The following is a 25,244-nucleotide window of genomic DNA, read 5'->3' on the forward strand; positions in this document are numbered from 1 at the left end:
AGGCGAGCCATGAAGACGCAGCGCTTCTGGGCGGCGCTGGCTCTGGCCAGCCTGCTCGCCGTGGCCTTCGTCGCGCGTGCGGCCGACGACGTGCAGACGCCTCCGCCGAACAACGACGCCTACGCGCCCGCAACCTTGTCGGGCACGCTCGCCAAGGCGCGCGACACGGGCACGATCGCGCTCGGCTATCGAGAATCGTCGGTGCCGTTCTCCTATCTCAATGCGCGCAAGGAGCCGATCGGCTATTCCATCGAACTGTGCAAGGCGCTCGTCGCAGCGGTCGGCAACGCGGTCCACAGGACCCTGAAGATTCAGTGGGTGCCGGTGACGCCGGAGAATCGTATCGATGCGGTCGCCGATGGCCGCGTCGATCTCGAATGCGGCTCGACCACGAGCAACGTCGAGCGGCAAAAGCGCGTGGCCTTCTCGCCGATCTTCTTCGTGGCCGGCACCAAGGTGATGGTCAAAAAAGGCTCGCCGATCCGGTCGTTTCGCGATCTCGCGGGAAAGAAGGTCGCGGTGACGGCAGGCACCACCAACGAAAAGGCGCTGCGCGACATCGACAGGAAGTTCGGCCTCGGCATTCAGTTGCAGGTCGTGCCGGACCACGCGGAAGGCTTCGCGCGCGTGGCGAACGGTCAGGCCGATGCATTCGCCACCGATGACGTGCTGCTGTACGGCCTCATCGCCGAGAACGCGGCGAAGGGCGGCGCCTATCAGGTGATCGGCGATTATCTGTCGTATGACCCGTACGGCATCATGTATCGCAAGAACGATCCGCAACTCGCGCAAGTGGTGAGGGACACGTTCCAGGAGCTCGCGGCGGACGGCGAAATCGAGCGGCAGTACAAGCGCTGGTTCCTGCAACGTCTGCCGTCGGGCACGAGCCTCGACATGCCGATGAGCGCGCAGCTCGAAAGCATCATCGAGACGATGGCGGGCGGCGAGGCGCAGTGAGCGCGCGCCGCTATTCGTCCACCAGTTGGCGCACGCGCGCGGCGAGCGTTTCGATCGCGAACGGCTTGGTCAGCACCTGCATGCCGGGCTCCAGCCGGCCGTTGCCGATCACCGAGTTTTCCGCGTAGCCGGTGATGAAAAGCACCTTCAGATCGGGGCGCGTCTGCCGCGCGGCATCGGCCATCTGGCGGCCGTTCATGCCGCCGGGAAGCCCGACATCGCTGATGAGCAAATCGACCCTGACATTCGATTGCAACAGCTTCAGCCCGGCCACGCTGTCGGCCGCTTCGATCACCTGATAGCCGGCCTCTTCGAGCACATCGACGATCAGCATGCGCACGCTCGGTTCATCGTCGACGATCAGCACCGTCTCGCCCGCCTCCGCGCCCGAGATGGGCGACGCGGCGTGATCGGCGGCGTCGCCATCGACACCGCCATAGAAACGCGGCAGATAGATGCACACCGTCGTGCCCTGCCCGGCTTCCGAATAGATCCGCACCTGACCGCCCGATTGTCTCGCGAAGCCGTAGATCATCGAGAGTCCGAGGCCGGTGCCCATGCCGATCGGCTTGGTGGTGAAGAACGGATCGAACGCCTTCGCGATCACGTCGGGCGTCATGCCGGTTCCGGTGTCGGTCACGCACAGCGACAGGAACTGGCCTTCGGGCATGTCGTGGGTCTGGGCCGCGCGCCGGTCGATCCATCTGTTGGCGGTTTCGATCGTGATGCGCCCGCCGTCGGGCATCGCGTCTCTGGCATTGAGGCACAGGTTCAGCAGCGCGTTTTCGAGCTGGCCCGAATCGACCAGCGCGGGCCACAGACCCGCCGCGCCGACAGCCTCGACCTTGATGCCCGGCCCGGCCGTGCGCTGGATCATATCGGTCATGCCGTTCACGAGCGCGTTGACATCCGTGGGTCGCGGATCGAGCGTTTGCCGCCGCGAAAACGCGAGCAGCCGGTGTGTCAGTGCCGCCGCGCGCCGCACCGCGCCTTGTGCCGCGACGACGTACTTGTCGACCTCGGCGATGCGCCCCTGGCTCAGCCGGATGCTCAGCAACTGCAGCGAGCCCGACACGCCCGCCAGCAGATTGTTGAAGTCGTGCGCGAGGCCGCCGGTGAGCTGGCCGACCGCTTCCATCTTCTGCGCCTGTCGCAGTTGCTCTTCCGCGCGCATCAGCTCCGCCGTGCGCTCCGCGACCCGCTGTTCGAGCGTTTCATTGAGCGAGCGCAGCGACGCGTCCGCGCGATCGCGTTCCTCCTCTGCATGCTTGCGCGCCGAGATATCGCGAAACAGCACCGATACCTGCCGCAGGCTTGCCGGTTCGACGCGCGCCGCCGACACCTCGATGTGCCGGCCCGCTGTCAGAAAGTAGCGCTCGAATCGGGTTGGGACGCCGGTGCGCAGCACGGTGCCGTAGAGTTCGATCCAGTGGTCGGCCTCGGTCGGATCGATCTCGCGCAGGGTCTTGCCCATCACGTCCGGAATGCCCGTATGCCGCTCGTATCCCGAGTTCGCTTCGACGTGAACATAGTCGCTGAGCGGTCCATGCGGGCCGTCGAAGAATTCGATGATGCAGAAGCCATCGTCGATTGCGTTGAAGAGCGCGCGATAGCGCGCCACGGCGGAGAGACGATGTGCGTCGGAATCGGGGACTTGGGTCATCGGAGGGAATACGGTTGATCGCGCGGCGAGAGCTACGGCAACCCTAGCACACGGCGCACCCGATAAAAACGTCCTGTGCGCGCGACGAACTTTCGTCCAGTCTTCTGCGGTATTTCAGGCGGGGCTCGCCAGCATCACCCGATTGCGGCCGCGTGCCTTCGCGTCGTAGAGCGCCTCGTCGGCGGCGCGGATGAGCGCGCTCACGTCGTCATCGCGCTCCGGCCGCCAGCTCGCGAGGCCGATGCTCGCCGTGACGCGGCCGAACTCGCTGCCCGCGTGCTCGATCGACAGATCGCTGATGGCCGCGCGAATCTTCTCCGCGATTTTCGCGGCGCCGTCGGCGGGGGTGTCGGGCAGCACGACGACGAATTCCTCGCCGCCATAGCGCGCCGCGGTATCGCCGGGCCGCCGGATGTTGTCGCCGATGCAGCGCGCGACGGCGGCGAGCGCATCGTCGCCGGCCTGATGACCGTAGGCATCGTTGAACGCCTTGAAGCGATCGATATCGACGAACAGCAGGGAAAAGAGACTGCGCGTGCGACACGCCCTGCGCCATTCCTGATCGAGAATCTCGCCCAGCGTGCGGCGATTGTGCAGCCCGGTCAGTCCATCGGTACGCGCGAGCAATTGCAGTTCGGATTCCGCGCGCATGCGCCGTCTGAATTGCGCGGCGAGCACGAACGACAACGCGATGAAGCCGGCCGCGAGCACGCCCATCGACGAACCGATGATGAGCGCGCGCCGCCGCCACGCCGCGTAGATGTCCTCTTCTCCTTCGGCCACCATGATGATCAGCGGCAGGCTCGGAAAGTTGCGGAAATAGTAGAGGCGGCGCCGGCCGTCGATCGACGATGTCTCCGTGAAGCTGCCCTGCTCGGCCGCGCGGAAGTGCCTGAAGGTGTCGGCCTTGCTGATGTCGCGGCCGATCACGAGCGGATCGAAGGGTTGACGCATGATCATCACGCCGTCGTGATTGATCAGCGACACGGCGCCGTGCGGCCCGAGCGAAAGTCCCGCGAAAAGATTGCGAAAGTATTCGAGGTTGATGGAGAGCATCGCGACGCCCGCGAACGAGCCGTCGGGATGCGAGAGCCTGCGGCTGAGCGCGATGCTGGGCGCGCCGCCGCGCAGTCGCGACGTGTAAGGGCTGCTGAGATAAAGCCCGGTGTCGGGGTTGTCGCGCTGAACCGTGAAGTAACGGCGGTCGGCAAAGTTACCCGCTCTGGGCGGCACGCTGCCGGAATCGATCACGATTTTGCCGGTCTCGTCGAGCACGAGGATCGAGCCCAGATCGCGGGCGGTCGCGGCCCGGTCGAACAGCACGTCGTTGCGCAGCCGGGGCGACAGGCTGATCACATCGTCGCGCTGTACGCCCTCGACGACGGCTTGCAGCGACAACTCGTACAACTCGAAATTACGCTCGATATCGCGTTCGGCGAGCAGCGCCAGATTGCGCGACGTGTCGCGCGCGCGATCGAGCGCATCGACTCTGCCCTGATAGAGAACCAGCGCGCAAAGCCCCATCATGACGAGCGCGATGAGCGTGCCGCACAGCACGATGACGTTCGGCGTCGATGTTCGCGCGCGCGGCGGCGGCTGCGTGTTGAGACTCGGGTTGTAGATTTTTTCGGTTGCCACTATTTGGGTGTCCCCGGAATCCTGACTCGCGAGTTTTTGTTTGCTCTGAACGGTCCTCGGTCAGCGAGCAGGTCGTTATTCTCTCCTATTTGTCTGATTCAGGTGTAGGGAAGGGATTTTGGACGCATCGCAATACAAACCAACGATATCTCAACGACGCCCCTCCGCCCGCTTGAGCCTGCCGCTGTAATACCGCTCGCGCGAAACGCGGATCGCCGTGTCGAAGTCCGGTTCCGTCGCGAGATGCTTGTGATCCACGCTGACGAGCCATCCTTGCGCGGAACGGCACCAGCGGATTCGGCCTTCGTCGTAGAGTTCGGAGAACCAGCGCCAGAGCGTCGCGTCCTCCTTGTCGGCGAGCTTGGCCGCGTCGCTTCGCACCTTGTCTTGAATGATCGCCAGCATGGTTGTCGTGGCCTCAGGCCAGTTCGTTCGCGAGTTCCGGCACGACCGTGAAGAGATCGCCGACGAGACCGTAATCGGCCACGCTGAAAATCGGCGCTTCCGGGTCTTTGTTGATCGCGACGATGACCTTCGAATCCTTCATGCCCGCGAGATGCTGAATCGCGCCCGAGATGCCGACCGCCACGTACAGTTGCGGCGCGACGATCTTGCCGGTTTGACCGACCTGATAATCGTTCGGCACGTATCCCGCATCGACTGCTGCGCGCGATGCTCCCAAGGCCGCGTTGAGTTTGTCGGCGAGCGGTTCCAGCGTTTTCGTATAGTTCTCGCCGCTGCCCAGCCCACGTCCACCCGACACGATGATGTGCGCGCTCGTCAGTTCCGGACGATCCAGCTTCGTCACTTCACGGCTCACGAACTGCGAGATGCCTGCGTCGGCAGCGGCTTCGATCTTTTCGATCTGAGCGTTACCACCTTCCGCAGCAACCGGATCGAAACCCGTCGCGCGAACGGTGACGACCTTGATCGGATCGCTCGATTGCACCGTGGCGATGGCATTGCCCGCGTAGATTGGACGCTCGAACGTGTCGGCGCTATCGACGGCGGTGATATCGCTGATCTGCGCGACATCGAGATGTGCGGCGATACGCGGCGCGATGTTCTTACCGTAAGCCGTCGCGGGCGCGAAGATGTGCGAATAGTTTTTCGCGATGTTCAGTACAGTGCCTTCGATGTTTTCTGCGAGGCCGTCAGCGAGTTGAGGCGCATCGGCGAGCAGCACTTTTGCGACGCCCGCGATCTTCGCTGCCGCATCCGCCGCGCCTTGCGCGTTCGAACCTGCGATCAGCACATGCACATCGCCACCGATCTTCAACGCAGCCGCAATCGTATTCAACGTCGCTGCCTTGATCGACGCGTTGTCGTGTTCAGCAATAACTAAAGTCGTCATCAGATTACCTTCGCTTCGTTCTTCAGCTTTTCGGCCAATGCCTTCACGTCGGGAACCGTAATGCCCGCGCTGCGCTTCGGCGGCTCGACAACCTTCAGCGTCTTCAGACGCGGCGCGACATCGACGCCCAGATCGGCGGGCTTCACCGTCGTCAAGGGTTTCTTCTTCGCCTTCATGATGTTCGGCAGCGTCACGTAGCGCGGCTCGTTCAGGCGCAGATCAGTGGTGACCACTGCGGGAAGCTTCAAAGAAAGCGTCTCGGCGCCGCCATCGACTTCACGCGATACAGTCGCCTTGCCATCCGCGACCACGACTTTCGATGCAAACGTCGCCTGCGGCAGACCTGCCAATGCAGCAAGCATCTGACCGGTCTGATTCGAATCGTCGTCGATAGCCTGCTTGCCGAGGATGATCAAATCAGGCTTCTCCTGATCGACTAGCGCCTTCAACAGCTTCGCGACGGCCAAAGGCTGCAACTCTTCCGACGTTTCCACCATCACAGCGCGATCCGCGCCGATGGCCAGCGCGGTACGCAACGTCTCCTGACACTGCGTCACGCCGCACGACACAGCGATCACTTCCGTGGCAACACCCGCTTCCTTCAATCGCACAGCTTCTTCAACAGCGATCTCGTCGAACGGATTCATCGACATCTTCACGTTGGCGATATCGACGCCCGTGTTATCCGACTTCACCCGGACCTTCACGTTGTAGTCGACCACGCGCTTTACAGGCACAAGTATCTTCAAATCCATCTCCCGGTTCGTTTTTGCATGACACGCGCTCAAGCCAGCGAAGCGCGCCCCAGTTCGATATATCGGGCGAGATGATGATCTTCATCGCCCAGTTGATGATCGATCATCACGAGCCGCTTCGCGTAATGCGCGAGCGGCAACTCCCACGTCATGCCAATCCCGCCATGCATCTGAATCGACTCTTCCGCGACGCGCGCGCCGATGCGCCCGATCGAATACTTCGCCGCCGACAAGGCGCGTTCACGCGCGACGCCCGATTCACCGACCGCCGCCGCCGCATTGATCGCCGCCGAGCGCGCCTGCTCGATTTCGAGCAGGACGTCGGCCATGCGATGCTGCAGCGCCTGAAACGCGCCGATGGGCACGCCGAACTGCTTACGCGTGCGCAGATATTCGAGCGTGTGCTCCTTCGCGACATCCATCGCGCCGACCGCTTCCGACACGAGCGCGACGAGTCCATAGCCGAGCGCATGCGTGAGCACGGCGTAGCCGTCGCCTTCCGTGCCGACGAGCGCATCGGCTTCGAGCCTGACCTTATCGAGCGACACTTCCGCGGCCCGTCCGCCATCGATCTTGCGATAGCCGCGCACATCGACGCCCGCTGCATCGCGCGGCACCACGAAGAGCGAAATGCCCGCTTCGTCATGATCGTCGCCCGATGTGCGCGCCGACACGAGCAACACATCCGCATGCTCGCCCTGCTGCACGACGCCCTTCGCGCCGTTCAGCACCCAGCCGTCGCCGAGCCGCGTGGCGCGTGTGCTCACGCGGGCACGTTCGTAATGCGAGCCGGGTTCGTCGTGCGCGAATGCCGCGATCGTCGCGCCATCGATCATCTTCGCGATGATTCCGCGCTGCATATCGCTGCCGGCATATGCGAGCGCACGTCCGACGATCAGCGCATCGAGAAACGGTTCGACGACGAGCCCTCGCCCGAGCGCCTCGAACACGACGCTCACATCGAAGCCATCGCCGCCGAAGCCGCCGGCCGCTTCATCGAAGAATGCGCCGATGATGCCGAGCTCGCAGAACCGCAGCCACATATCGCGGCTATATCCTTCTTCGGAACGCGCGATCTTGTCTCGCGCATCGAACCGATATTGCTCGGCGATGAAGCGGTTCAGCGAATCCGCGAGCATCCGCCGGTCTTCCGTGTGCTGGAAATTCATCGTGCGACTCCTTTAAAGCCCGAGCATCATCTTCGAGATGATGTTCTTCTGTATTTCGTTGGAGCCGCCGAAGATCGACAGCTTGCGATTGTTGAAGTACTGCGCCGCCGCGTTGGACGCCTCGTCGTCGCATTCGTCTTCGATGAATTGCTGCGCATACGGACCCATCGCGCGACGCATCAGCGACGAGATCTCCTGACGGATTTCGGTGCCGCGAATCTTGAGCATCGAGCTTTCTGCGCCCGGCACGCCGCCGCCCGCAACCGCCGCGAGCACGCGCAGATTCGTCGTCTTCATGTTCTCCAGATCGATCTCGACACGCGCAAGCCGCGCGGCGAACAAGGGATCGTCGATGAGCGCGCGGCCATTGCTTTGCAGCTTGCTCGCCGCCGCCTTGAGCCGGCCCAGCGCCGCCACCGAGAAGCCCACGCCCGCGATGTTCGTGCGCTCGTACGTCAGCAGATACTTCGCATAGGTCCAGCCCTTGTTCTCCTCGCCGACGAGATTGGCGGCAGGCACGCGCACATCGGTGAAGAACACTTCATTGACTTCGTGCTCGCCATCGAGCGTGATGATCGGACGCACTTCGACGCCCGGCGTGTTCATGTCGATCAACAGGAAACTGATGCCCTCCTGCTTGCGCACATCCTGCGCCGTGCGCACGAGGCAGAAGATCATGTTCGCGTAGTGCGCGAGCGTGGTCCAGGTCTTCTGGCCATTGACGATGTAATACGTCTCGCCGTTCTCGATCGTGCGCACGGCTGTCGTGCGCACCGATGCCAGATCCGAGCCCGCGCCCGGTTCCGAATAACCCTGACACCACCAGTCGGAGCCATCGAGAATGCGCGGCAGCCAGTGACGCTTTTGCGCTTCGCTGCCGTACTTGATGAGCACCGGCCCGAGCATGTTCACGCCGAAGGGCACGATACGCGGCGCGCCCGCAATCGCGCATTCGTTCTCGAAGATGAACTTCTGTATCGCGGTCCAGCCGGGTCCGCCGTATTCCTTCGGCCAGTGATTCGCGAGCCAGCCCTTCGCGTTGAGAATGCCGTGCCATTGCGCCATGTCGTCACGCGTGAGGCGCTTGCCCGTATGCACTTTTTGCGCGATGACTTCCGGCAAGGACGTGCGCAGGAAGTCCAGCACTTCGGTGCGAAACGCCTCTTCTTCTGCGGCGAATTTCAGATCCATGACTGCGGTTCCATGATGAGTTTGACGAAGCCCACGGCTCAGGCTGTCTGATTGAGGCTCGCGAAGTTCTTGCCGCGCGCGACCAGATCGACGATCAATGGCGACGCGCGCCAGAAGAGCGGATCTTCCTTCGCGAATTCGCGGATATCGGCGAGGACGCTGTCGAGGCCGACGCTATCGGCGTAATGCATCGGGCCGCCGCGATAACGCGGAAAACCGAAGCCGTGCATCAACGTGGCGTCGACATCGAGCGGACGCTGCGCGATACCTTCATGCACAATATTCGCGCCTTCGTTGATCATCGCGGCCATGTAGCGGCGCACGATCTGCTCGTCGTCGAACGTGCGCGGCTCGACGCCCGCACGCACGCGCTCGGCATCGATGATCGCTTCGACTTCCGTATCCGGCGTGCCGGTACGCGCGCCGTCTTCATAGCGATAGAAGCCGCGTCCCGTCTTCTGGCCGAACCAGCCGCGCTCGCATAGCTCATCGCCAATGCGCACATAACGCGCATTCGGATCGCGCGTCGCGGCGCGGCGCTTGCGCGCGGCCCAGCCGATATCGCCGCCCGCGAGATCGATGACCTGATACGGTCCCATCGGAAAGCCGAAGTCGCGCACAGCCTTGTCGATCCGATACGGCGACGCGCCGTCTTCCATCAGATGATCCGCTGCCGCGCGATACACCGCGAGCATGCGATTGCCGATGAAGCCATCGCACACGCCCGCGCGCACCGCGACCTTCCTGAGCTTCTTCGCGAGCTCGAAGCCGGTCGCGACGACATCGGCGGCGACACGCGCGGGCACGACCACTTCGAGCAGCTTCATGATGTTCGCGGGCGAGAAGAAATGCAGCCCGAGCACGTCTTGCGGACGCGAGATGCTCGCCGCGATGTCGTCGATGTCGAGATAGGACGTGTTGGTCGCGAGCACCGCGCCGGGCTTGCACACGCGATCGAGCTCTGCGAACACGGCCTTCTTCACGGCCATGTCCTCGAACACGGCTTCGATGACGAGATCGGCATCGGCGAGCGCGTCGTAGGTCGTGTCGCCATTGAAGCGCTGCAACGCGCCCGCCTTCGTTTCGGGCGTCATGCGGCCTTTCGCGATCAGGCCGTCGTAGACCTTTTCGACATGCGCGCGGCCGCGTTCGAGCGATGCGTCGTCGCGTTCGATCATCGTCACAGAGAGACCGGCGTCCAGCAGCGCCACCGCGATGCCCGCGCCCATCGTCCCGCCGCCGATCACGCCGACTACGCGAATCGCGCGCGGTTTCGCATCGCGCGTTTCGGGCGACTTCTGCGCCTCGCGCTCGGCGAAAAAGGCATGCACGAGTCCGGCGCGCTGCGGGCTCTCGCGGCATTCGAGGAATCGCTCGCGCTCGAAGCGCAGGCCTTCGTCGAACGGCAGATTCAAGGCCGCTTCCACGCAATCGACGATCTTCTGCGGCGACAGCAACCCCCGCGATTTCTTCTGCGTCTCGGCGCGCGCGGCGGCGATCGCGGCGGCGCTCGCTTCCTTGTCCGCGAGACCGCGCGCGTTCTTCGTGCGGCGCGGCGCGGCCTGCGTCGCGAGCAGTTCGTGCGTGTAGGCGAGGCCTTCGGCGAAGACGTCATCGCTCTGGCCGACGCGATCGACGAGACCGAGTCGCAGCGCTTCCTGCGCGCCGGCATGACGGCCGCTCAGCATCAGCGACAACGCCGCCTGCGCGCCGATCAGACGCGCCGAGCGCTGCGTGCCGCCCGCGCCGGGCAGAAGGCCCAGTTGCACTTCGGGCAGACCGAGCTTCGCGCCCTCGACGGCGATCCGGTAATGCGACGCCAGCGCGACCTCCAGCCCGCCGCCGAGCGCCGCGCCGTGAATCGCCGCGACGACCGGCTTGCTGCAAGCCTCGATGCGATTGCACACCTCCGGCAGCGAGGGCGGTACCGCGGGCTTGCCGAACTCGCGGATATCCGCGCCGGCAATGAAGTTGCGGCCCGCGCCCACGATCAGCACCGCGCGCACGGCGGCGTTCGCATCGGCGGTTTCGATCGCATCGATGAGGCCGCGCCGCACGTCGGCATTGAGCGCGTTGACGGGCGCGTGATCGATCGTCACGACGAGGACGCTGCCACGCAATGCGTGCTGGACAGCTGCGGTTTCGGGCGCGCTCGAAAGCGTCATGGATGGCGACTCCGGTTGAGTATGTGCAAGCATTCTCGCGGGGACAAGCTTCCTTGACAATTACAGCGGCCATTGACAGACTGTCAAATCGCATTTGACAATCGGACGTACCGTGGACGTCAACGAACTCACGCTGCTGGTCGAAATCCTCGATGCGGGCAACCTCAGCGAAGCGGCGCGACGCCTGAAAATGAGCCGCGCCAATGTCAGTTATCACCTGAATCAGCTCGAAAAGTCGGTCGGCCTGCAACTCGTGCGGCGGACTACGCGCCGTGTCGAGCCGACCGAACTCGGCCTCGAACTCTACGAGCATGGCCGGTCAATCAGGAACGCGCTGCTCGCGGCGCAGGAATCGGTGTCGACATTGGGGCAAAGGCTGCAGGGACGGGTGCGGCTATCGGTGCCGAGCGGCTACGGGCAGCTCGTGATGTCGGAATGGCTGATCGCGTTCAAGCGCGAGTATCCGGATATCGTGCTCGACGTGATGTTCGAGAATCGCGTCGAGGATCTGCTGCGCGATGAAGTCGACATCGCCGTGCGCGTGATGCCGGAGCCGCCGCCGAGTCTCGTCGCGCGCGACATGGGGCCGGTGCGTTACGTCGCGTGCGCATCGTCCGGTTATGCCGATGCGCACGGCATGCCGACGCGGCTCGAAGAACTCGGCGTCGTGCCGGTGATCACCGCGTCGGTGGTCGGCAAGCAGACGCGCGTGGCCGCCTATCTCGACGACGAGCGTCACGAAGTGCTGCTGGAGCCGAGCGTGATCTCGGAGAACTTTCTGTTTCTGCGCGATGCGATTCTCGCGGGTCTGGGCGTCGGGATCGTGCCGGATTACGTCGTGGCGGACGACATGCGGCGCGGCGAGGTCGTCACGGCGCTCGATGAATGGCGGCTCAGCATCTTCGGCACGCATATGTACATGCTGTATATGCCGAACCGGCATCACACGCGCGCGACGCTGGCGTTTATCGAGTTCATGCTGGATCGGTCGCGGAAGGCGGGACGCGGACGGCTTCTTCCAGGCACGCACTAACCGAAACGTGCGCGGTCAATAGCCACCGAAAAGTCGGTCCCGCGCGTCAGCGATCAGGCCGCGGAATTCGGCAAGCGAACCGATCCTCTTGCCAAGCGCGCCGGCCGGGATGGCTGCCATTGCCGGCGTGTCCAGAAAACAATCTTCACCGTCGATCACGAAGCTCGGGAGCAGATCGGATGGTGTACCTGAATAGCCCAGGACTTTCGAGCGTCGTAGAGGAATCACCACGCGAGTGGGCAGGCTCCCGACATGATCGCTTTGCAAGTCGACCACGTAAGGCGTGCTTTTCCGCGAATCTTCGTTGGGATTGATGTAAAGGTCAAAACGGGCCATTTAAAACGTCCGATACTTCGCCAGCGGCAGGCCTTCGCGTTCTACCATCACGGTATACGCCTTGACGAGTTCGGCATTCTGTTCTGCCCACTGGCGGGCCTCAACTTCCTGAACCTCTTCACGCAACCCTCTCTCGCTCGCGCGGGAAACATTGACGTTCAGTTCCTTCGCACGCTCCAACAAATCCGAGGGTAGCGAAACATTGGTCGGCTTGCGCGTGACCTTTAAGCCCTTCTCAGGCTGGCTTGCCGAGGCAAGCTCGGTGCGCGCTGCGAGTGCGCGAATCATGTTCATCTCCTATGCGCATAGACTATGTGCATAGTATCTCACACTGCTTGCTGCGGCGTCACCCATGCCGCCTCCGCTCCGCGAACCACATCGCCACCGACATCAACGCAATTCCCGCCATCTGCACGCCGCTCAGACGCTCATCGAAAACCAGCCAGTCGATGACGATCGCCACCGCCGGATAGACGAACTGAAACACCGCGATGCGCGCGGTATCGAGCCGCGCCATGCCGATATACATCAGCGTGTACGCGAGGCCCGTGTGGATCAGCCCGAGGCCCGCCAGCCACGCCCACGACATGCCCCACGCGGGCCAGCCATGCTGCATCGGCCATACCCACAGCAGCATCGTGCCGACGGCGCACTGCCACCACGCGAGAATGCCGGCGGGCATGTCGCGCAGACGTTTCGCGATGATCGTCACGCACGCCATGCACAGCGAGCCCGCCAGACACGCGGCAACGCCCAGCCAGTATCCCGGCTGCAGCGCGCCGCCCGCCGCATGCTCGACGATGCCCGTCGCCAGCACGAGCCCGCACATCGCAAGCGAAACCGCAGCGACGCGCTGCCCGCCGATCGCCTCTTTCAGCCACAACGAGGCGAACAAGAGTACCCACATCGGCTGCACATGGAACAGCACAATCGCGACGCCCGCCGATATCCGCTCGACCGCGCCGAAGAACAAGGCCCAGCTCAGGACCATCAGCGTGCTGGCGGCCAGCACCCACGGGCCGTTGGCTCGCGTGAGAAGCAGAGCGCGCGTTTGCCGCCGAGCGATCACCCACGCGCTCATGCCCAACAGCCCGAATGCGCAGCGAAACCACGTCGCGGTCAGCGGATCGGCGTTTGCCTCGTGCAGAAACACGCCGATCGTGCCGAGCAGCGCGCAGCCGGCGATGAAGGGCCACGCGCCTGCCGTGCGTCGAGCCTCGCCCTGCGCAACGAAAGATGATGAGTTCGTGTTCATGACCGCAGTGTGTGCCGCGACGCGTCGAACGAAAAGCGCATAATTCGAACTTCATCCATTCGATTTTCGAAAGCGACCTGAAGCCGATGAAACATCACGATCTGCAAACGGACTGGCTCAAGTGCTTCGTCGCCGTCGTCGACGCGGGGTCGCTGTCGAGCGCGGCCAGTGAAGTGCATCGCTCGCAATCGGCGGTGAGCATGCAGTTGAAAAAGCTCGAAAGCGCGCTGGGGCTGCGGCTCGTCGAGCGCGGCTCGCGCACGCTCGCACTGACTCACGACGGACAGACATTGCTCGGCTATGCGCGGCGCATCCTCGATCTGCACGCGGAAGCTCAGGTCGCGCTACAGGGCGAGCAACTCACCGGCCGCGTGCGGCTCGGCGTACCCGACGACTACGCGGCAAAGTATCTGACGCCCGTGCTCAAGCGCTTTGCGCCGCGACACAGCGGCGTCGAAATCGAGCTGATCTGCGAACAATCGACGTCGCTCATTCCGCGTGTCGCGAATGGCGAACTCGACATCGCGCTCGTGTCGCGCGACCACGGCCGGCGTGGCACGCCGCTTTTTCATGAGCCGATGGTCTGGGTCGGCGCCGCGCAGTTCGAGTTATGGCGGCGCGATCCGTTGCCGATCGCCGTCTACGAAAGCACGAGCCTCGCGCGGCGCAGTGCGATTCATTCGCTCGCGCAACAGGGACGCCGATACAAGGTGGTCTACAACAGTTCGAGTCTCGCCGGGCAGATCGCCGCCGTCGAAAGCGGCCTGGCCGTGGCGGCGCTGACGCAATGCAGCGCGCCGGAACATTTGCGGATTCTGGGCCGCGAAGAAGGTCTCGGGCCGCTCGAACCGATGGAAGTCGCCGTGTACCGCAGCCGCGATTCGCGCGGCTCTAAAGCCGTCGATAGCCTGCACAGCCTGCTCGTGAAGACGCTGCGGCAATCCGCGTCAGTCTGAGCGATGCCGATGTGACGCGATCCCCTCGATCTCGACGAGCAGATCGCTGCGGCAAATATCGACCTTCAGATAGCGAACGCTCGCGTCCGGATGAAACGTGGCCTGCGCCAGTTTCATCACGCGCGGCAGATCCGCCGCATGCCGGTAGTACACCTTGATCTGGTCCAGTTCGCGCAGCGTATAGCCGCCCCGCGAACCCTGCGCTTGCAGATTCTCCGCGCCGATCAGGTGCTCGATATTGCCGGTCGCCACGCTCCACTGCTTGTCGAGATCGCCTTCGTGCACGGTCTCGTGTCCGAGAATGCTGGCCGTGCCGGATACGAAGAGCGTATCGCGCAATTGCGTGCCGCGCGCGAAGCTCGGCGATTTCGGACCGTAACGCTGCGGATACTCGTACGCGGGCGTCTGTCGCGAGTTCTCGATATGCCGCATCGGACTCTCGCGGCACGCCAGAAAATAGAAGCCGACGCCATCCCCCCATGTGCCGATGCCCGTCGCCGCCGGCATGCCCGACGCGTGAGCATAGTCCTGCTCGAATGCGACAGCGCGCCCACGGCAGAAATCGCGATACACCTCGAGCCCTTCCTGATTCGCGCCGTTGATGTGCGGAATGAAGTTCCACATGCGGAAAATCTTGGGGAACTTCAGTTCGCCAACGAGCGCGAACGCATGGCCGTAGGTTTGACGCGTGGCTTCGGTGTAGCGGTCGGAAACGGGGATGAAACCCGCGCAAAACAGGAACTCGTCGTCGTACGCGAAGACGAGGTCGTTGAAGCTGCCGCTGCGGATCGGTCCGGCGCTCTTCCAGATTTCGGCGAAACTGTCGCGCGCGTCGTCGCACATTCTGAGGCGCAGCGTGGGCACGCCGTTTTCGATGCACGGCGCGCCGCTCGCATCAGCGAAGACGATGCGCGCGAGCGAGTCCTCGCTGCATGGGGCGTCGATGGCGATGAAGCGGGACTCGATCGTCGCGGTCATCGATTATTCATCGGCCTGATCGCCGAACAGGTCCGCGGTCGCGACCCGATCCTGCAAGGGCGGCAACGCGCCGCTGCGCACCTGTTCGAGGACGGCCGGCGGCAGCCAGGTTTCTTCCATGGCGCTGATGCCGTTCTCGATCATCTGCTGGAGGAAGAACGATTGCTTGCGCCCCGTCACTTCCGCCAAGAGTCGCAGCCGTTGCTCGAATTGTGGATCGACCCGCACTGCGACCACCTTCAGCTTGTTTTCGGCGGTCCTTCTCACTGCATGCTCCTGTCACGTTCGTGCGCGCCGCAAGCGGGCGCGCGCATGCGGTGCTTATACCACAGCTCATCTACGGCACGACCGTGCGCGGCGCTGAAGCACGTGCGTGCTACCATCGAAACGGCGTATCGCTCGCGTCCGACAAGACCCGCGCACGCCCTACACAGCGTCATGAACGAACCAGAAGAACACTCCGGACTCGGCACCGCAGAGCCGCTGCCTTCACTTCCTCCGCTCGACTTTCGCGCCGCGCGCAGGCGGCTCTTCGCCGCGCTCATCGCGTCCATCGTCATCCCGTTCGCGTTTTTCTGCCTGTACGGCTACTACACCTATGAACGCGCGCTCAGCGAAACGGGCCAGTCGCTCGAACGGCTGGTGCGCATCATCGACGAAAAAGCGAACACGGTGCTCAGCATCAATCACGAGCTGATTGCGCGCATCGACGAGATGCTCGGCAATGGCGACGAGGACTTCATCGCGCGCAGCCAGCCCGAGCTGCACGACAAGCTCGCGCGTCTCGCACAGAGCCATGCGCAGATCGCCGCGCTGTCCGTGCTCGACAGTCACGGCAGGCTCATTCTCAGCAGCCGCTTTTTTCCGGCGCCGAACGTGTCCATCGCCGATCGCGCCGATTTCATCGCGACGCGCGACACGCGTTCGACGTTCCACGTCTCCATGCCCGAACGCGGGCGCGTGAAGAACACCGACATCATCAATACGCTGAGCGCGCGCTTCGCGAACGACGGGCGCTTTCTCGGCGAGATTTCGATCTCTGTGCGGCGCGATTATCTGATCGGCTTCTATCGCGAACTCGCCGCGCGCGATCCCGCGCTCACGCTCGCGCTGCATCGCGACGACGGCGCCGTGCTCGCGCGTTATCCGCCTGCGTCCGTGCCCAATCCGCCCGATCGCCATCTCGTGCTCGCCGACGCATTCGCGCAAGGCAAGCCAACGGGCCTCATGCGTTACCTGTCGCCGCTCGACGACGACGAAAAGCTCGCCGCCTGGCGGCGCGTCGGCGACTATCCGGTTTATGCCGCCGCAGGCTTCTCCATCCACGACATACGGCTCGCATGGTGGCGGCGCGATGTATCGATTGCATCGATCGGGCTGATTCCGTGCATCGCGCTGTGGGTGCTGATCGGCTTCTCGCTGCGCCGCCTCAAGGCCGAAGAAGCGGCGTGGCATAACTGGCGCGGCGAACTCGCGCTGCGCCGCTCGGCCATCGCCGCGACGAGGCGATTGCAGCGCATGGGCGCGCTCGGCACGCTGGTTGCGAACGTCGCGCACGACTTCAATAATCTGCTGATGGTCGTCACGGCCAACATGGAGATGGCGCGGCGCAAGGGCTTCAATGACCTCGAAAAAGAAGTCAGCGCGGTGGAGCGCGCCTCGACCAATGCGCAATCGCTCGCGCGTCGTCTCCTGAGCGTCGCGCGCCGTCAGCCGTTGCAGATGCAGGTCATAAGGCTCGATCGCTGGATGGCGGAATCGGAGCCGCTCGTGCGCGCGTCCGTGGGCGACAAGGTGACGCTCGGCACGCGCGTACCGGATGCGACGTGGCCCGTGCGCGTCGATGCGACCGAGCTGACATCCGCGCTCATCAACATCGCCGTGAATGCGAAAGACGCGATGCCCAATGGCGGCGATTTTCAGATCGCATGCAGCAACGTGCGCTATGCGGAAGCGCACGACGGTCTCGGCGCCGGCGATTATGTCGTGATCTCGTGCAGGGACAGCGGCATGGGTATGCGGCCCGATGTCGCGAGGCAGGCGTTCGAGCCGCTTTTCACGACCAAGGGCGCGGGCGCCGGCACGGGGCTCGGCCTCGCGCAGGTGCTGGCGATGGCCGAACAGGCGGGCGGCACCGCGCGCGCGAATTCGGCGTGGGGCTTCGGCACGACCATCGATATTTATTTGCCGCACTGGACCGGCGAAGCCGAAGCGCTCGCGGAGGCGCCGCCTGTCGAGGCCATCGAACACACCGCGCTTTCGTCCACCGTGCTCCTCGTGGAAGACAACGAGGAAGTCGCGGCCGGACTATGCGCCGTGCTCGACGTGCTCGGCTGGCAGACGCGTCACGCAGCGTCCGGCGATGCCGCGAAGCAGATGCTGGAAGCGGGAAACGCGTTCGATCTCGTGCTCTCCGACATCCAGATGCCCGGCAATTACGACGGCATCAAGCTCGCGGAATGGATCAAGACGACGCGCCCGACGCAGCCCGTCACGCTGATGACAGGCTACGCCGATCAGCTCGACGAGGCGCGCCGCACGGGCTTTGCGATTCTCGCGAAACCCTTCAACATCGACGATCTTCAGCGGCTGCTCAACGGTCTCTCGATGCGTGCCGCGAAGTGAGTTCGATCATCGGGTTTCGCGCCACGCGCCGAATTGCGCGATATCTTCGAGCGACAGACGCGCACGCGGCGCAAGCTCACGCTCGGCCAACGATGCAGGCAGCGCGCGGGCGTCGCCATGATGCGCAATGGAAATCACCGAGAGCGCCGTGAAGCGCTCAGGGATATCGAACGTTTGTTTGAGGCCGTTCGCGTCGAATCCACCCATCGCGTGCGCGGCGAGTCCCTGCGCGTGCGCCTGAAGCAAGAGCGCCATCGCGGCGGCGCCCGCATCGTAGGCCGCGCTCGCGTTGATCTCGCCTTTCGCGTTCAGCGTGTCCGCGAGCACCGCGATCAACACTTGCGCATTCTCATTCCATGATCGATTGAACGGCACGAGCAATTCGAATGCGCGCGCGAAGGCTTCGGGATCCTGCGCCTTCTCGAACACGACGAAGCGCCAAGGCTGCACGTTATACGCCGACGGCGCCCAGCGCGCCGCTTCCAGCAACGCGACCACCTGCGCATGCGCGACGGCGCGATCCGCATAAGCGCGCGGGCTCCATCGTCCCGCGATCAGCGGATGAATGGCGATATCGGTCGGAGCGGGTCGATGTGTCATGAATGAATCGAATAATAATTAAGTCATAAAACGCGATGACGCGCGCCCGGATGCGTTTCGTTGAGACGCGGCCCGCGCCCGGCAAAGAGCTTTTCGCGCAACGTGCCCTCGGCATATTCGGTGCGATAACGTCCGCGACTCTGCAACTCGGGCACCACGAGATCGACGAACGATTGCAGGCTTTCCGGCATCACGAGCCTTCGCAGGTTGAAGCCATCGACGCCGGTTTCATCGGCCCACGCGATCAGTTGATCCGCGACCTCGCGCGGATCGCCGACGATGAAGGGCCCGCGCCCGCCGATCTGATCGAAGCGCGTCATGTCGCGCGGCGTGATCGGGCGGCCCGCGCGTTTCGTGAGATTCTCGACCGTCGATTGCAGCGCGTTGCTCTTCACATAGCGAATCGGCTCGTCGATGCCGAGCGCCGCGAAGTCGATGCCCGTCCATCCCGAGACGAGCGTGAGCTGCCCGAGCACATCGACGTATTCCGCGTACTCGGCGTGCAGTTCGCGCGCCTCCTTCGACGTGCGCGCGACGACCACTGTCGCGCCGAGATACAGCAGGATGTCGTCGGCGGCGCGGCCGGCATCGAGCGCATGCTGGCGGATATCGCGCGCGGCCTGCGCGACGATCGCGGGCGTCTGTCCTTCGAGGAACACGCATTCGGCATGCTTGCCCGCGAACGCCTTGCCACGTCCCGACGCGCCCGCCTGATACAGCACCGGCGTGCGCTGCGGCGACGGATCGGCGAGATTGAAGCCATCGACGCGGTAATACGGCCCCTCGTGCCGCACACGGCGAATGCGCGACGGATCGGTGTATTGACCCGTCCGCCTGTCGCGCACGACGGCGCCATCGGCCCAGCTTCCTTCCCATAGCTTGTACACGGCTTCCAGAAAGTCCTCGCCCGCCGCATAGCGTTCGTCGTGCTCGCGCGCCGTATCGAGGCCCATGCCGCGCGCCGCGCTCTCCAGATAACCGGTGACAACGTTCCAGCCCGCGCGCCCGCCGGTCAGATGGTCGAGCGTGGAAAAGCGCCGCGCGAACTGATACGGATGCTCGTACGTGAGGTTCGCCGTCACGCCGAAGCCGAGATGTTTCGTCGCGTACGCCATTGCGGGCACGGTCAGCATCGGATCGTGCGATGGCGATTGCGCTGCGGAATGGTGCGTCGCGTCGGTGTTGCCGCCGTAGACATCGTAGATGCCGAAGACATCGGCGAGAAACACGCCATCGAAGAGACCGCGCTCGGCGGTCTGCGCCAGATCCACCCAGTAGGCAAGCGTGTTGTGCTCCGTCGAGCGGTCTCGCGGATGCCGCCAGAAGCCCGCCCACGAATGCGCAGGCGCGTTCATGTGAAACGCGTTGAAGTGGATGTGCCTGCTCATGTGCGCAATGCGTCGCCGGATATGCCGAAGAAAAATCATAAGAGCGATGTCCTTCGGCACAAACCAATTTACGCTGCTAAGCAAATGAATACGTTTCGCACATACGCAGCTATTCAAAGCATCGAATCGTTCGAAAGCATCGCTGAAAAGATCGGTTTGTGACGACTGTGCGCGCGACGAAGATAAGTTTCTTTTCTCTGACGTCGAGGCGCGCACATCATGAGTTCGACTTTCGAAGATCGCGTCTATTGGGTGACGGGCGCATTCGGCGCATTGGGCGCGGCCACGGTAGAGCGCCTCGCGGATGCGGGCGCGCACGTGATCGCGTCGTCACGCAACGTCGATACGGAGCGCTTCGCCGATGCGCCGCGCGTCGTGCCGCTTTCCGTCGATGTCGCCGACGATCACAGCGTGCGTTCCGCGTTCGCGCATATCGAAGAGCGCTTTAATCGTCTCGACGGGCTCGTCACGAGCACGAATGTCGCCGCGTTCGGCGACTTTCTCGATCTCACCGACGACGACTGGCAACGCGTGATCGACGCCAAGCTGCTCGGCTCCGTGCGTCCGATTCGCGCCGCGCTGCCACGCTTCATCGAACAAGGGCGCGGCGCGATCGTCGCGATCAGCGGACGTGGCGGCATCGCGCCGCCGCCGAATCACTTTCCCGGTTCGAGCGTGAATGCGGCGCTCGATCTGCTCGTGCAAGGGCTCGGGCGCAAATATGGACCGCAGGGCGTGCGCGTGAATGCGGTCGCGCCCGGCCCGATCCGCTCGCCGCGCTTCGATGCGATGGCGACCGCGCAAGCAGGCGACGAGCCCACGCGCCTCACCGCGCTCGACGGCCCCGGCACGCCCGAGGACGTCGCGGCGGCGGTCGCCTATCTGCTTTCCGACGACGCGCGCTTCGTCACCGGCACGCGGCTTTATGTCGACGGCGGCGGGCCGCCCTACGCCTGATGCCATCTTCCTGACTACGCACAAAGGATTCATCGCCCATGCCTCGCTTCGTTTCTCCCGCGCAATTGCGCACGCTCATCGCTCAACGTTCCGAACTCGCCGTGCTCGACGTGCGCGAGGAAGGCGTGTCGGCAAGAAGGCGTCTTTTCTATTCGTCAGTCGCGCCGGTCGGCCGGCTCGGGCTCTTGATCGAACGGCTCGTGCCACGGCGCGGCACGCCCGTCGTTCTCGTCGATACGAATGGCGAGCACACGCCGCGCGCAGCCGCCCTGCTCGCGCGCTGGGGCTATACGGATGTGTCGATACTCGAAGGCGGTGTCGATGGCTGGGCGAACGCAGGCTATGAAGTTTTCAGCGGCACCAATGTGCCCGGCAAGGCGTTCGGCGAAGTGATCGAACACGAACTCCATACACCGAACATCGACGCGGAAACACTGAAGGCGCGCCAGGACGCGGGCGACGATCTCGTCGTGCTCGACTCGCGTCCCTTCGGCGAATTCAACACGATGAACATTCCGGGCGGCATCGACTGCGCGGGCGCGGAGCTCGTCTATCGCGCGCTCGCGGCAGCGCCTTCGCCGGAGACGTTGATCGTCGTGAATTGCGCGGGCCGCACGCGCAGCATTCTCGGCGCGCAATCGCTCATCAACGCGGGCGTGCCGAATCCGGTCGCGGCGCTGACGGGTGGCTCGATGTCGTGGCTGCTCGCGGGTCTCGAACTCGAACATGGCGAAATCCGCACCGCGCCGCGCCCCGACGCCGCCACGCTCGCCGCCGCGCGCGAGCTTGCAATCGCGGCCGCACGCAAGGCCGACGTGCCGATCATCAATCGCGAGACGCTCGCCGCGCTGGAGCGCGAGAAGGGCGAACGCACGCTGTATCGCTTCGACGTGCGCGATCCGCTCGAATACGAAGCGGGTCATCCGACGGGCTGGCGTTCGGCGCCGGGCGGCCAGCTCGTGCAGGCGACCGACGAATACATCGGCACATTGCACGCGCGCGTGGTGCTGCGCGACGACGATGGCGTGCGCGCGCGCATGACCGCGTCGTGGCTCAGGCAGCTCGGCTATCTCGACGTGCGAGTGCTCGACGACGACGCAAGCGCCGCGCTAAGCGCCGATGCGTTCGAAGCCGGTCCCGAGCCGCTCGCCGTGCGTCCGCATGGCGCGCGCACGCGCTGGATCGAGGCGGATCAGTTGCGCAAGTCGATCGAAGAAGGCACGGCGCAAGCGATCGATATCGACAACAGTCTCGCGTTCAGGCGCGGCCACGTGACGGGCGCGCGTTTCGTCGCGGCGAGCGAACTGCTCGCGCGTCTCGACGACTTCCCGAACGACAAGCAACTCGTGCTGACTTCGGACGATGGCGTGCTCGCGGGTCTCGTCGCCGCCGAGCTTGCGCGCGAAAAGCCGCACATCGCCGCGCTGATCGGCGGCACGCGTCGCTGGAGCGCGCTCGGGCTGCCGCTCGAATCGGGCGACAACAACAACCTCACCGGCGACGACGACGCCTGGTACAGCCCGTATCACGCCGCGCCGGATCGCGTCGCCGGGCAGATGAACGCATACCTCGAATGGGAACTGCAACTTGTCGCGCAACTGGAGCGCGACGCGATCGCATCGATCGACGTGCTCGACTTCGAGACCGCGACCGCCGCTCGTAGCCACGAGCGTTTGAGCGCGCTGAAGGAGAGCGCCCTGTGACGCCTGCGTTCGACGGCACCACGAGCCCCGCCGACATCCCCGGAAGCCCATTGCACGCGGCGTTTCAGCAGCCGCTGATGCTCGGCCTCTTCCTGCCGGTCCAGAACGGCGGCTGGTCCATCTCGACGCTTCCGCGCGGCACCGACTGGCGCTTCGATTACAACGCGCGTCTCACGCAAAAGGCCGAGGCGCTCGGCTTCGATCTCGTGTTCGGCCTCGCGCAATGGCTCGGCAAGAACGGGCACGGCGGCACGCTCAAGTATCGCGAGCAATCACTCGATGCGTTCATCGCGACGAGCGCGCTCGCCGCGATCACCGAGCGCATCGTGCTCATCTCGACGGTGCACGCGCTCTATGGCCCTTGGCATCCGCTGCATCTCGCGAAGTTCGGCGCGACGCTCGATCATATTTCCAACGGGCGCTGGGGCATCAATCTCGTGACGGGACATGTGGCGAGCGAATGGGCGATGTTCGGCCAGCCGATGATCGAGCACGACGAGCGCTATGTGCGCGCGGCCGAGTTCGTTGGTGTGCTCGACACGCTCTGGCGCAGCGACGCGAACCTCCATATAAGGACGAAGCACTGGCAACTGAACGATGCGTTCGTGAGCCCGCGCCCGCGCTTTCATCGGCCCGTTCTGGTGAACGCAACGGGCTCGGCGGCAGGCATCGATTACGCCGTGCGGCATTCGGATCTCATCTTCATCACGAGCCCCGCGGGCGCGGATTTCAACGACGCCATCGGCGCATTGCCCGCGCATACCGCGACGATTCGCGAAGGCGCGCAACGCGTGAACCGGCGCGTGCGCACGCTGATCAATCCGACCATCGTGTGCCGCCCGACCGAGCGCGAGGCGCGTGCGTATCACGATGCGATCGTCGCCCATGCGGACGAAGGCGCGCTCGATGGCTTCGTCGGCATGCACGGACGCAGCGATGCGAAGGCGTGGGCGAAGCACAAGCGCGAGCAGCGCATTCTCGGCGGCAATCTGCATCTGATCGGTTCGCCCGAACAGATCGTCGGGCAATTGCTCGCATTGAAGCATGCCGGATGCGACGGCGTGCAACTCACCTTCTTCGACTTCGAACCCGATCTCGCGTATTTCGGCGATGCCGTGCTGCCGCTGCTCGTCGAGGCGGGCTTGCGCATTCCGGCTTCCGCTCATCAACCGCTTCTTCATACGACATCATGAGCCACACGCGACAACTGCATCTGAACACCAACGTCACCGGTGTCGGACGTCATCCGGCAGGATGGCGCACGCTCGACAATCCACGCTCGATCATCGATCTGAATTTCTTCAAGGAGATCGCCGCGATCGCCGAGCGCGGCAAGCTCGATGCCGTGTTTCTCTCCGATCTGCTCGCGCTGCGCAATCACGCCGAAGGGCCCTCGCAGGCGCTGGAGCCGACCGTGCTGCTGACCGCGCTCGCGGGCGCGACGACGCATATCGGCCTGATCGGCACGGCATCGACGACATTCAACGATCCGTTCAATCTCGCGCGGCGCTTCGCATCGGTCGATCATCTGAGCGGCGGGCGCATCGCCTTCAATGCGGTCACGACCTACGATGCCGCAGCCGCCGCGAACTTCAGCCACGACGTGCCGCTCACGACCGAGGAACGCTATGCGCGCGCGCAGGAGTTCGTCGAAGTGGTGACGAAGCTGTGGGATAGCTGGGAAGACGAAGCGGTTATCGCCGATCAGAAGGCGGGCCGTTATGCCGATCCATCCCGTGTGCATGCGATCGAGCATCGCGGGACTTACTTCTCGGTGCGCGGGCCGCTCACCGTGCCGCGCAGCCCGCAAGGGCGGCCCGTGCTCGTGCAGGCGGGCTCGTCGGAAGGAGGCCGTGCGCTTGCCGCGCGCTTCGCCGATGCCGTGTTCACCGCGCAGACGACCTTGCCCACGGCGCAGGCGTTCTATGCCGAGATGAAGGAGCGCGTGCGGGTGCATGGACGCAATCCCGATCACTTCCTGCTGTTGCCCGGCTTGTATCCGGTGATCGGCGGCACGGAGCGCGAAGCGCGCGAGCGCAAGGCCGAGCTGGATGCCCTGCTCGATACCGATCGTGAAGTCGCCCGACTTGCGGGCGCGCTCGGCCTCGCGCCGGATGATCTGCATATCGATGCGCCTTTGCCTTATGAGCTCATCGCGAAGGTGAAACGTCCGGATCTCTCGCGTGGCTTCATCGATTCGACTGTTGCGCTCGCGAAGAGCGAAAGCCTCACGGTACGCGGTCTGCTGGATCGCAACCCGGGAGCGCACCGGATCATCGTCGGCACGCCGGAGCAGATCGCCGACGATATCGCGCTCTGGTTCAACGAGCGCGGCGCGGATGGCTTCAATCTCAACGCGGACGTGTTTCCTTCCGGACTCGCGGCGTTCGTCGATCATGTCGTGCCGTTGTTGCAGAAGAAAGGCATTTTCCGGCGCGATTACGAAGGCACGACGTTGCGCGAGCATCTGGGCTTGCCACGGCCGGAGAGTCAATATGCGCGCGCGGCGCGGGCGGCGTGA

24 protein-coding genes are annotated in these 25,244 nt (G+C 64.2%); 9 read left to right on the forward strand and 15 right to left on the reverse strand.

The window, feature by feature from the left end:
• Positions 1 to 9 precede the first annotated feature (9 nt).
• The gene (locus PQR08_RS26545; protein WP_250486319.1) at positions 10 to 957 is read left to right on the forward strand and encodes an amino acid ABC transporter substrate-binding protein; all 948 of its coding nucleotides are present in this window, start codon (positions 10 to 12) and stop codon (positions 955 to 957) included.
• Positions 958 to 967: 10 nt separating this feature from the next.
• On the opposite strand, the gene PQR08_RS26550 is transcribed toward PQR08_RS26545, so the two are convergent.
• The 8 genes from PQR08_RS26550 to PQR08_RS26585 form a co-directional block, all read right to left on the reverse strand.
• A complete protein-coding gene (locus PQR08_RS26550; protein WP_250486320.1) occupies positions 968 to 2,620 on the reverse strand; it encodes a response regulator in 1,653 nt (550 codons plus the stop codon).
• 114 nt (positions 2,621 to 2,734) lie between these two features.
• Entirely contained in the window at positions 2,735 to 4,258 is a 1,524-nt protein-coding gene (locus PQR08_RS26555) for a sensor domain-containing diguanylate cyclase (RefSeq protein ID WP_238292099.1), read from the reverse strand.
• Between the two features lie 150 nt (positions 4,259 to 4,408).
• Complete coding sequence (locus tag PQR08_RS26560) at positions 4,409 to 4,663, reverse strand: hypothetical protein (RefSeq protein WP_238292097.1); 255 nt, start codon at positions 4,661 to 4,663, stop codon at positions 4,409 to 4,411.
• Between the two features lie 13 nt (positions 4,664 to 4,676).
• Complete coding sequence (locus PQR08_RS26565) at positions 4,677 to 5,612, reverse strand: electron transfer flavoprotein subunit alpha/FixB family protein (RefSeq protein ID WP_250486321.1); 936 nt, start codon at positions 5,610 to 5,612, stop codon at positions 4,677 to 4,679.
• Positions 5,612 to 6,361 (reverse strand): electron transfer flavoprotein subunit beta/FixA family protein, encoded by a 750-nt coding sequence (locus PQR08_RS26570; RefSeq protein WP_408162871.1) that lies wholly within the window; start codon positions 6,359 to 6,361, stop codon positions 5,612 to 5,614. Before PQR08_RS26570 ends, PQR08_RS26565 begins: the two co-directional genes overlap by 1 nt.
• A gap of 35 nt (positions 6,362 to 6,396) precedes the next feature.
• Entirely contained in the window at positions 6,397 to 7,536 is a 1,140-nt protein-coding gene (locus PQR08_RS26575) for an acyl-CoA dehydrogenase family protein (protein WP_250486322.1), read from the reverse strand.
• 12 nt (positions 7,537 to 7,548) lie between these two features.
• Positions 7,549 to 8,727 (reverse strand): acyl-CoA dehydrogenase family protein, encoded by a 1,179-nt coding sequence (locus PQR08_RS26580; RefSeq protein WP_250486323.1) that lies wholly within the window; start codon positions 8,725 to 8,727, stop codon positions 7,549 to 7,551.
• Between the two features lie 38 nt (positions 8,728 to 8,765).
• Positions 8,766 to 10,892 carry a 3-hydroxyacyl-CoA dehydrogenase NAD-binding domain-containing protein gene (locus PQR08_RS26585; protein WP_250486324.1) on the reverse strand — a complete coding sequence of 709 codons (2,127 nt, stop codon included), beginning with the start codon at positions 10,890 to 10,892 and terminating at the stop codon, positions 8,766 to 8,768.
• 112 nt (positions 10,893 to 11,004) lie between these two features.
• On the opposite strand from PQR08_RS26585, the gene PQR08_RS26590 reads away from it, so the two are divergent.
• Positions 11,005 to 11,925, forward strand: coding sequence for a LysR family transcriptional regulator (locus tag PQR08_RS26590; RefSeq protein WP_187607074.1), 921 nt, complete (start codon positions 11,005 to 11,007; stop codon positions 11,923 to 11,925).
• Between the two features lie 15 nt (positions 11,926 to 11,940).
• On the opposite strand, the gene PQR08_RS26595 is transcribed toward PQR08_RS26590, so the two are convergent.
• The 3 genes from PQR08_RS26595 to PQR08_RS26605 are packed head-to-tail and all read right to left on the reverse strand — an operon-like array spanning position 11,941 to position 13,516.
• Entirely contained in the window at positions 11,941 to 12,261 is a 321-nt protein-coding gene (locus tag PQR08_RS26595; RefSeq protein ID WP_187607073.1) for a CcdB family protein, read from the reverse strand.
• Positions 12,262 to 12,549, reverse strand: coding sequence for a type II toxin-antitoxin system CcdA family antitoxin (locus tag PQR08_RS26600; protein ID WP_238212016.1), 288 nt, complete (start codon positions 12,547 to 12,549; stop codon positions 12,262 to 12,264).
• A gap of 58 nt (positions 12,550 to 12,607) precedes the next feature.
• Positions 12,608 to 13,516, reverse strand: a complete 909-nt coding sequence (locus tag PQR08_RS26605; RefSeq protein WP_250486326.1) for a DMT family transporter — start codon at positions 13,514 to 13,516, stop codon at positions 12,608 to 12,610.
• A gap of 86 nt (positions 13,517 to 13,602) precedes the next feature.
• Here PQR08_RS26605 and PQR08_RS26610 point away from each other — a divergent pair, with 86 nt between their 5' ends.
• Positions 13,603 to 14,472: a LysR family transcriptional regulator gene (locus PQR08_RS26610; protein WP_250486327.1), complete on the forward strand. Its 870-nt coding sequence runs from the start codon at positions 13,603 to 13,605 to the stop codon at positions 14,470 to 14,472.
• Here PQR08_RS26610 and PQR08_RS26615 read toward each other — a convergent pair.
• Complete coding sequence (locus tag PQR08_RS26615) at positions 14,464 to 15,450, reverse strand: FkbO/Hyg5 family chorismatase (protein ID WP_250486328.1); 987 nt, start codon at positions 15,448 to 15,450, stop codon at positions 14,464 to 14,466. The genes PQR08_RS26610 and PQR08_RS26615 overlap by 9 nt on opposite strands.
• A gap of 3 nt (positions 15,451 to 15,453) precedes the next feature.
• Complete coding sequence (locus PQR08_RS26620; RefSeq protein ID WP_035510257.1) at positions 15,454 to 15,717, reverse strand: YlcI/YnfO family protein; 264 nt, start codon at positions 15,715 to 15,717, stop codon at positions 15,454 to 15,456.
• Positions 15,718 to 15,888: 171 nt separating this feature from the next.
• Between PQR08_RS26620 and PQR08_RS26625 the strand changes: the two genes are divergently transcribed.
• A complete protein-coding gene (locus PQR08_RS26625; RefSeq protein ID WP_250486329.1) occupies positions 15,889 to 18,075 on the forward strand; it encodes a hybrid sensor histidine kinase/response regulator family protein in 2,187 nt (728 codons plus the stop codon).
• A gap of 6 nt (positions 18,076 to 18,081) precedes the next feature.
• Here PQR08_RS26625 and PQR08_RS26630 read toward each other — a convergent pair whose 3' ends face one another.
• On the reverse strand, positions 18,082 to 18,675 hold the full coding sequence (locus PQR08_RS26630; protein WP_238212009.1) for a nitroreductase family protein: 594 nt from the start codon (positions 18,673 to 18,675) through the stop codon (positions 18,082 to 18,084).
• 23 nt (positions 18,676 to 18,698) lie between these two features.
• Entirely contained in the window at positions 18,699 to 20,030 is a 1,332-nt protein-coding gene (locus tag PQR08_RS26635; RefSeq protein ID WP_250486330.1) for an LLM class flavin-dependent oxidoreductase, read from the reverse strand.
• Between PQR08_RS26635 and PQR08_RS26640 the strand changes: the two genes are divergently transcribed.
• From PQR08_RS26640 to PQR08_RS26660, 5 genes are read left to right on the forward strand one after another with little or no spacing between them, the layout of a single operon-like run.
• Positions 20,031 to 20,225, forward strand: a complete 195-nt coding sequence (locus PQR08_RS26640) for a hypothetical protein (RefSeq protein WP_187607145.1) — start codon at positions 20,031 to 20,033, stop codon at positions 20,223 to 20,225.
• Between the two features lie 57 nt (positions 20,226 to 20,282).
• Positions 20,283 to 21,020 (forward strand): SDR family NAD(P)-dependent oxidoreductase, encoded by a 738-nt coding sequence (locus tag PQR08_RS26645; RefSeq protein WP_250486331.1) that lies wholly within the window; start codon positions 20,283 to 20,285, stop codon positions 21,018 to 21,020.
• Between the two features lie 38 nt (positions 21,021 to 21,058).
• The gene (locus tag PQR08_RS26650) at positions 21,059 to 22,723 is read left to right on the forward strand and encodes a rhodanese-like domain-containing protein (protein ID WP_250486332.1); all 1,665 of its coding nucleotides are present in this window, start codon (positions 21,059 to 21,061) and stop codon (positions 22,721 to 22,723) included.
• Positions 22,720 to 23,916 (forward strand): LLM class flavin-dependent oxidoreductase, encoded by a 1,197-nt coding sequence (locus tag PQR08_RS26655; protein ID WP_250486333.1) that lies wholly within the window; start codon positions 22,720 to 22,722, stop codon positions 23,914 to 23,916. Before PQR08_RS26650 ends, PQR08_RS26655 begins: the two co-directional genes overlap by 4 nt.
• Entirely contained in the window at positions 23,913 to 25,244 is a 1,332-nt protein-coding gene (locus PQR08_RS26660; RefSeq protein WP_250486334.1) for an LLM class flavin-dependent oxidoreductase, read from the forward strand. The genes PQR08_RS26655 and PQR08_RS26660 overlap by 4 nt, the downstream gene beginning before the upstream one ends.

This window comes from Caballeronia jiangsuensis (assembly GCF_046030135.1).
In the GTDB taxonomy this organism is placed as follows: domain Bacteria; phylum Pseudomonadota; class Gammaproteobacteria; order Burkholderiales; family Burkholderiaceae; genus Caballeronia; species Caballeronia jiangsuensis.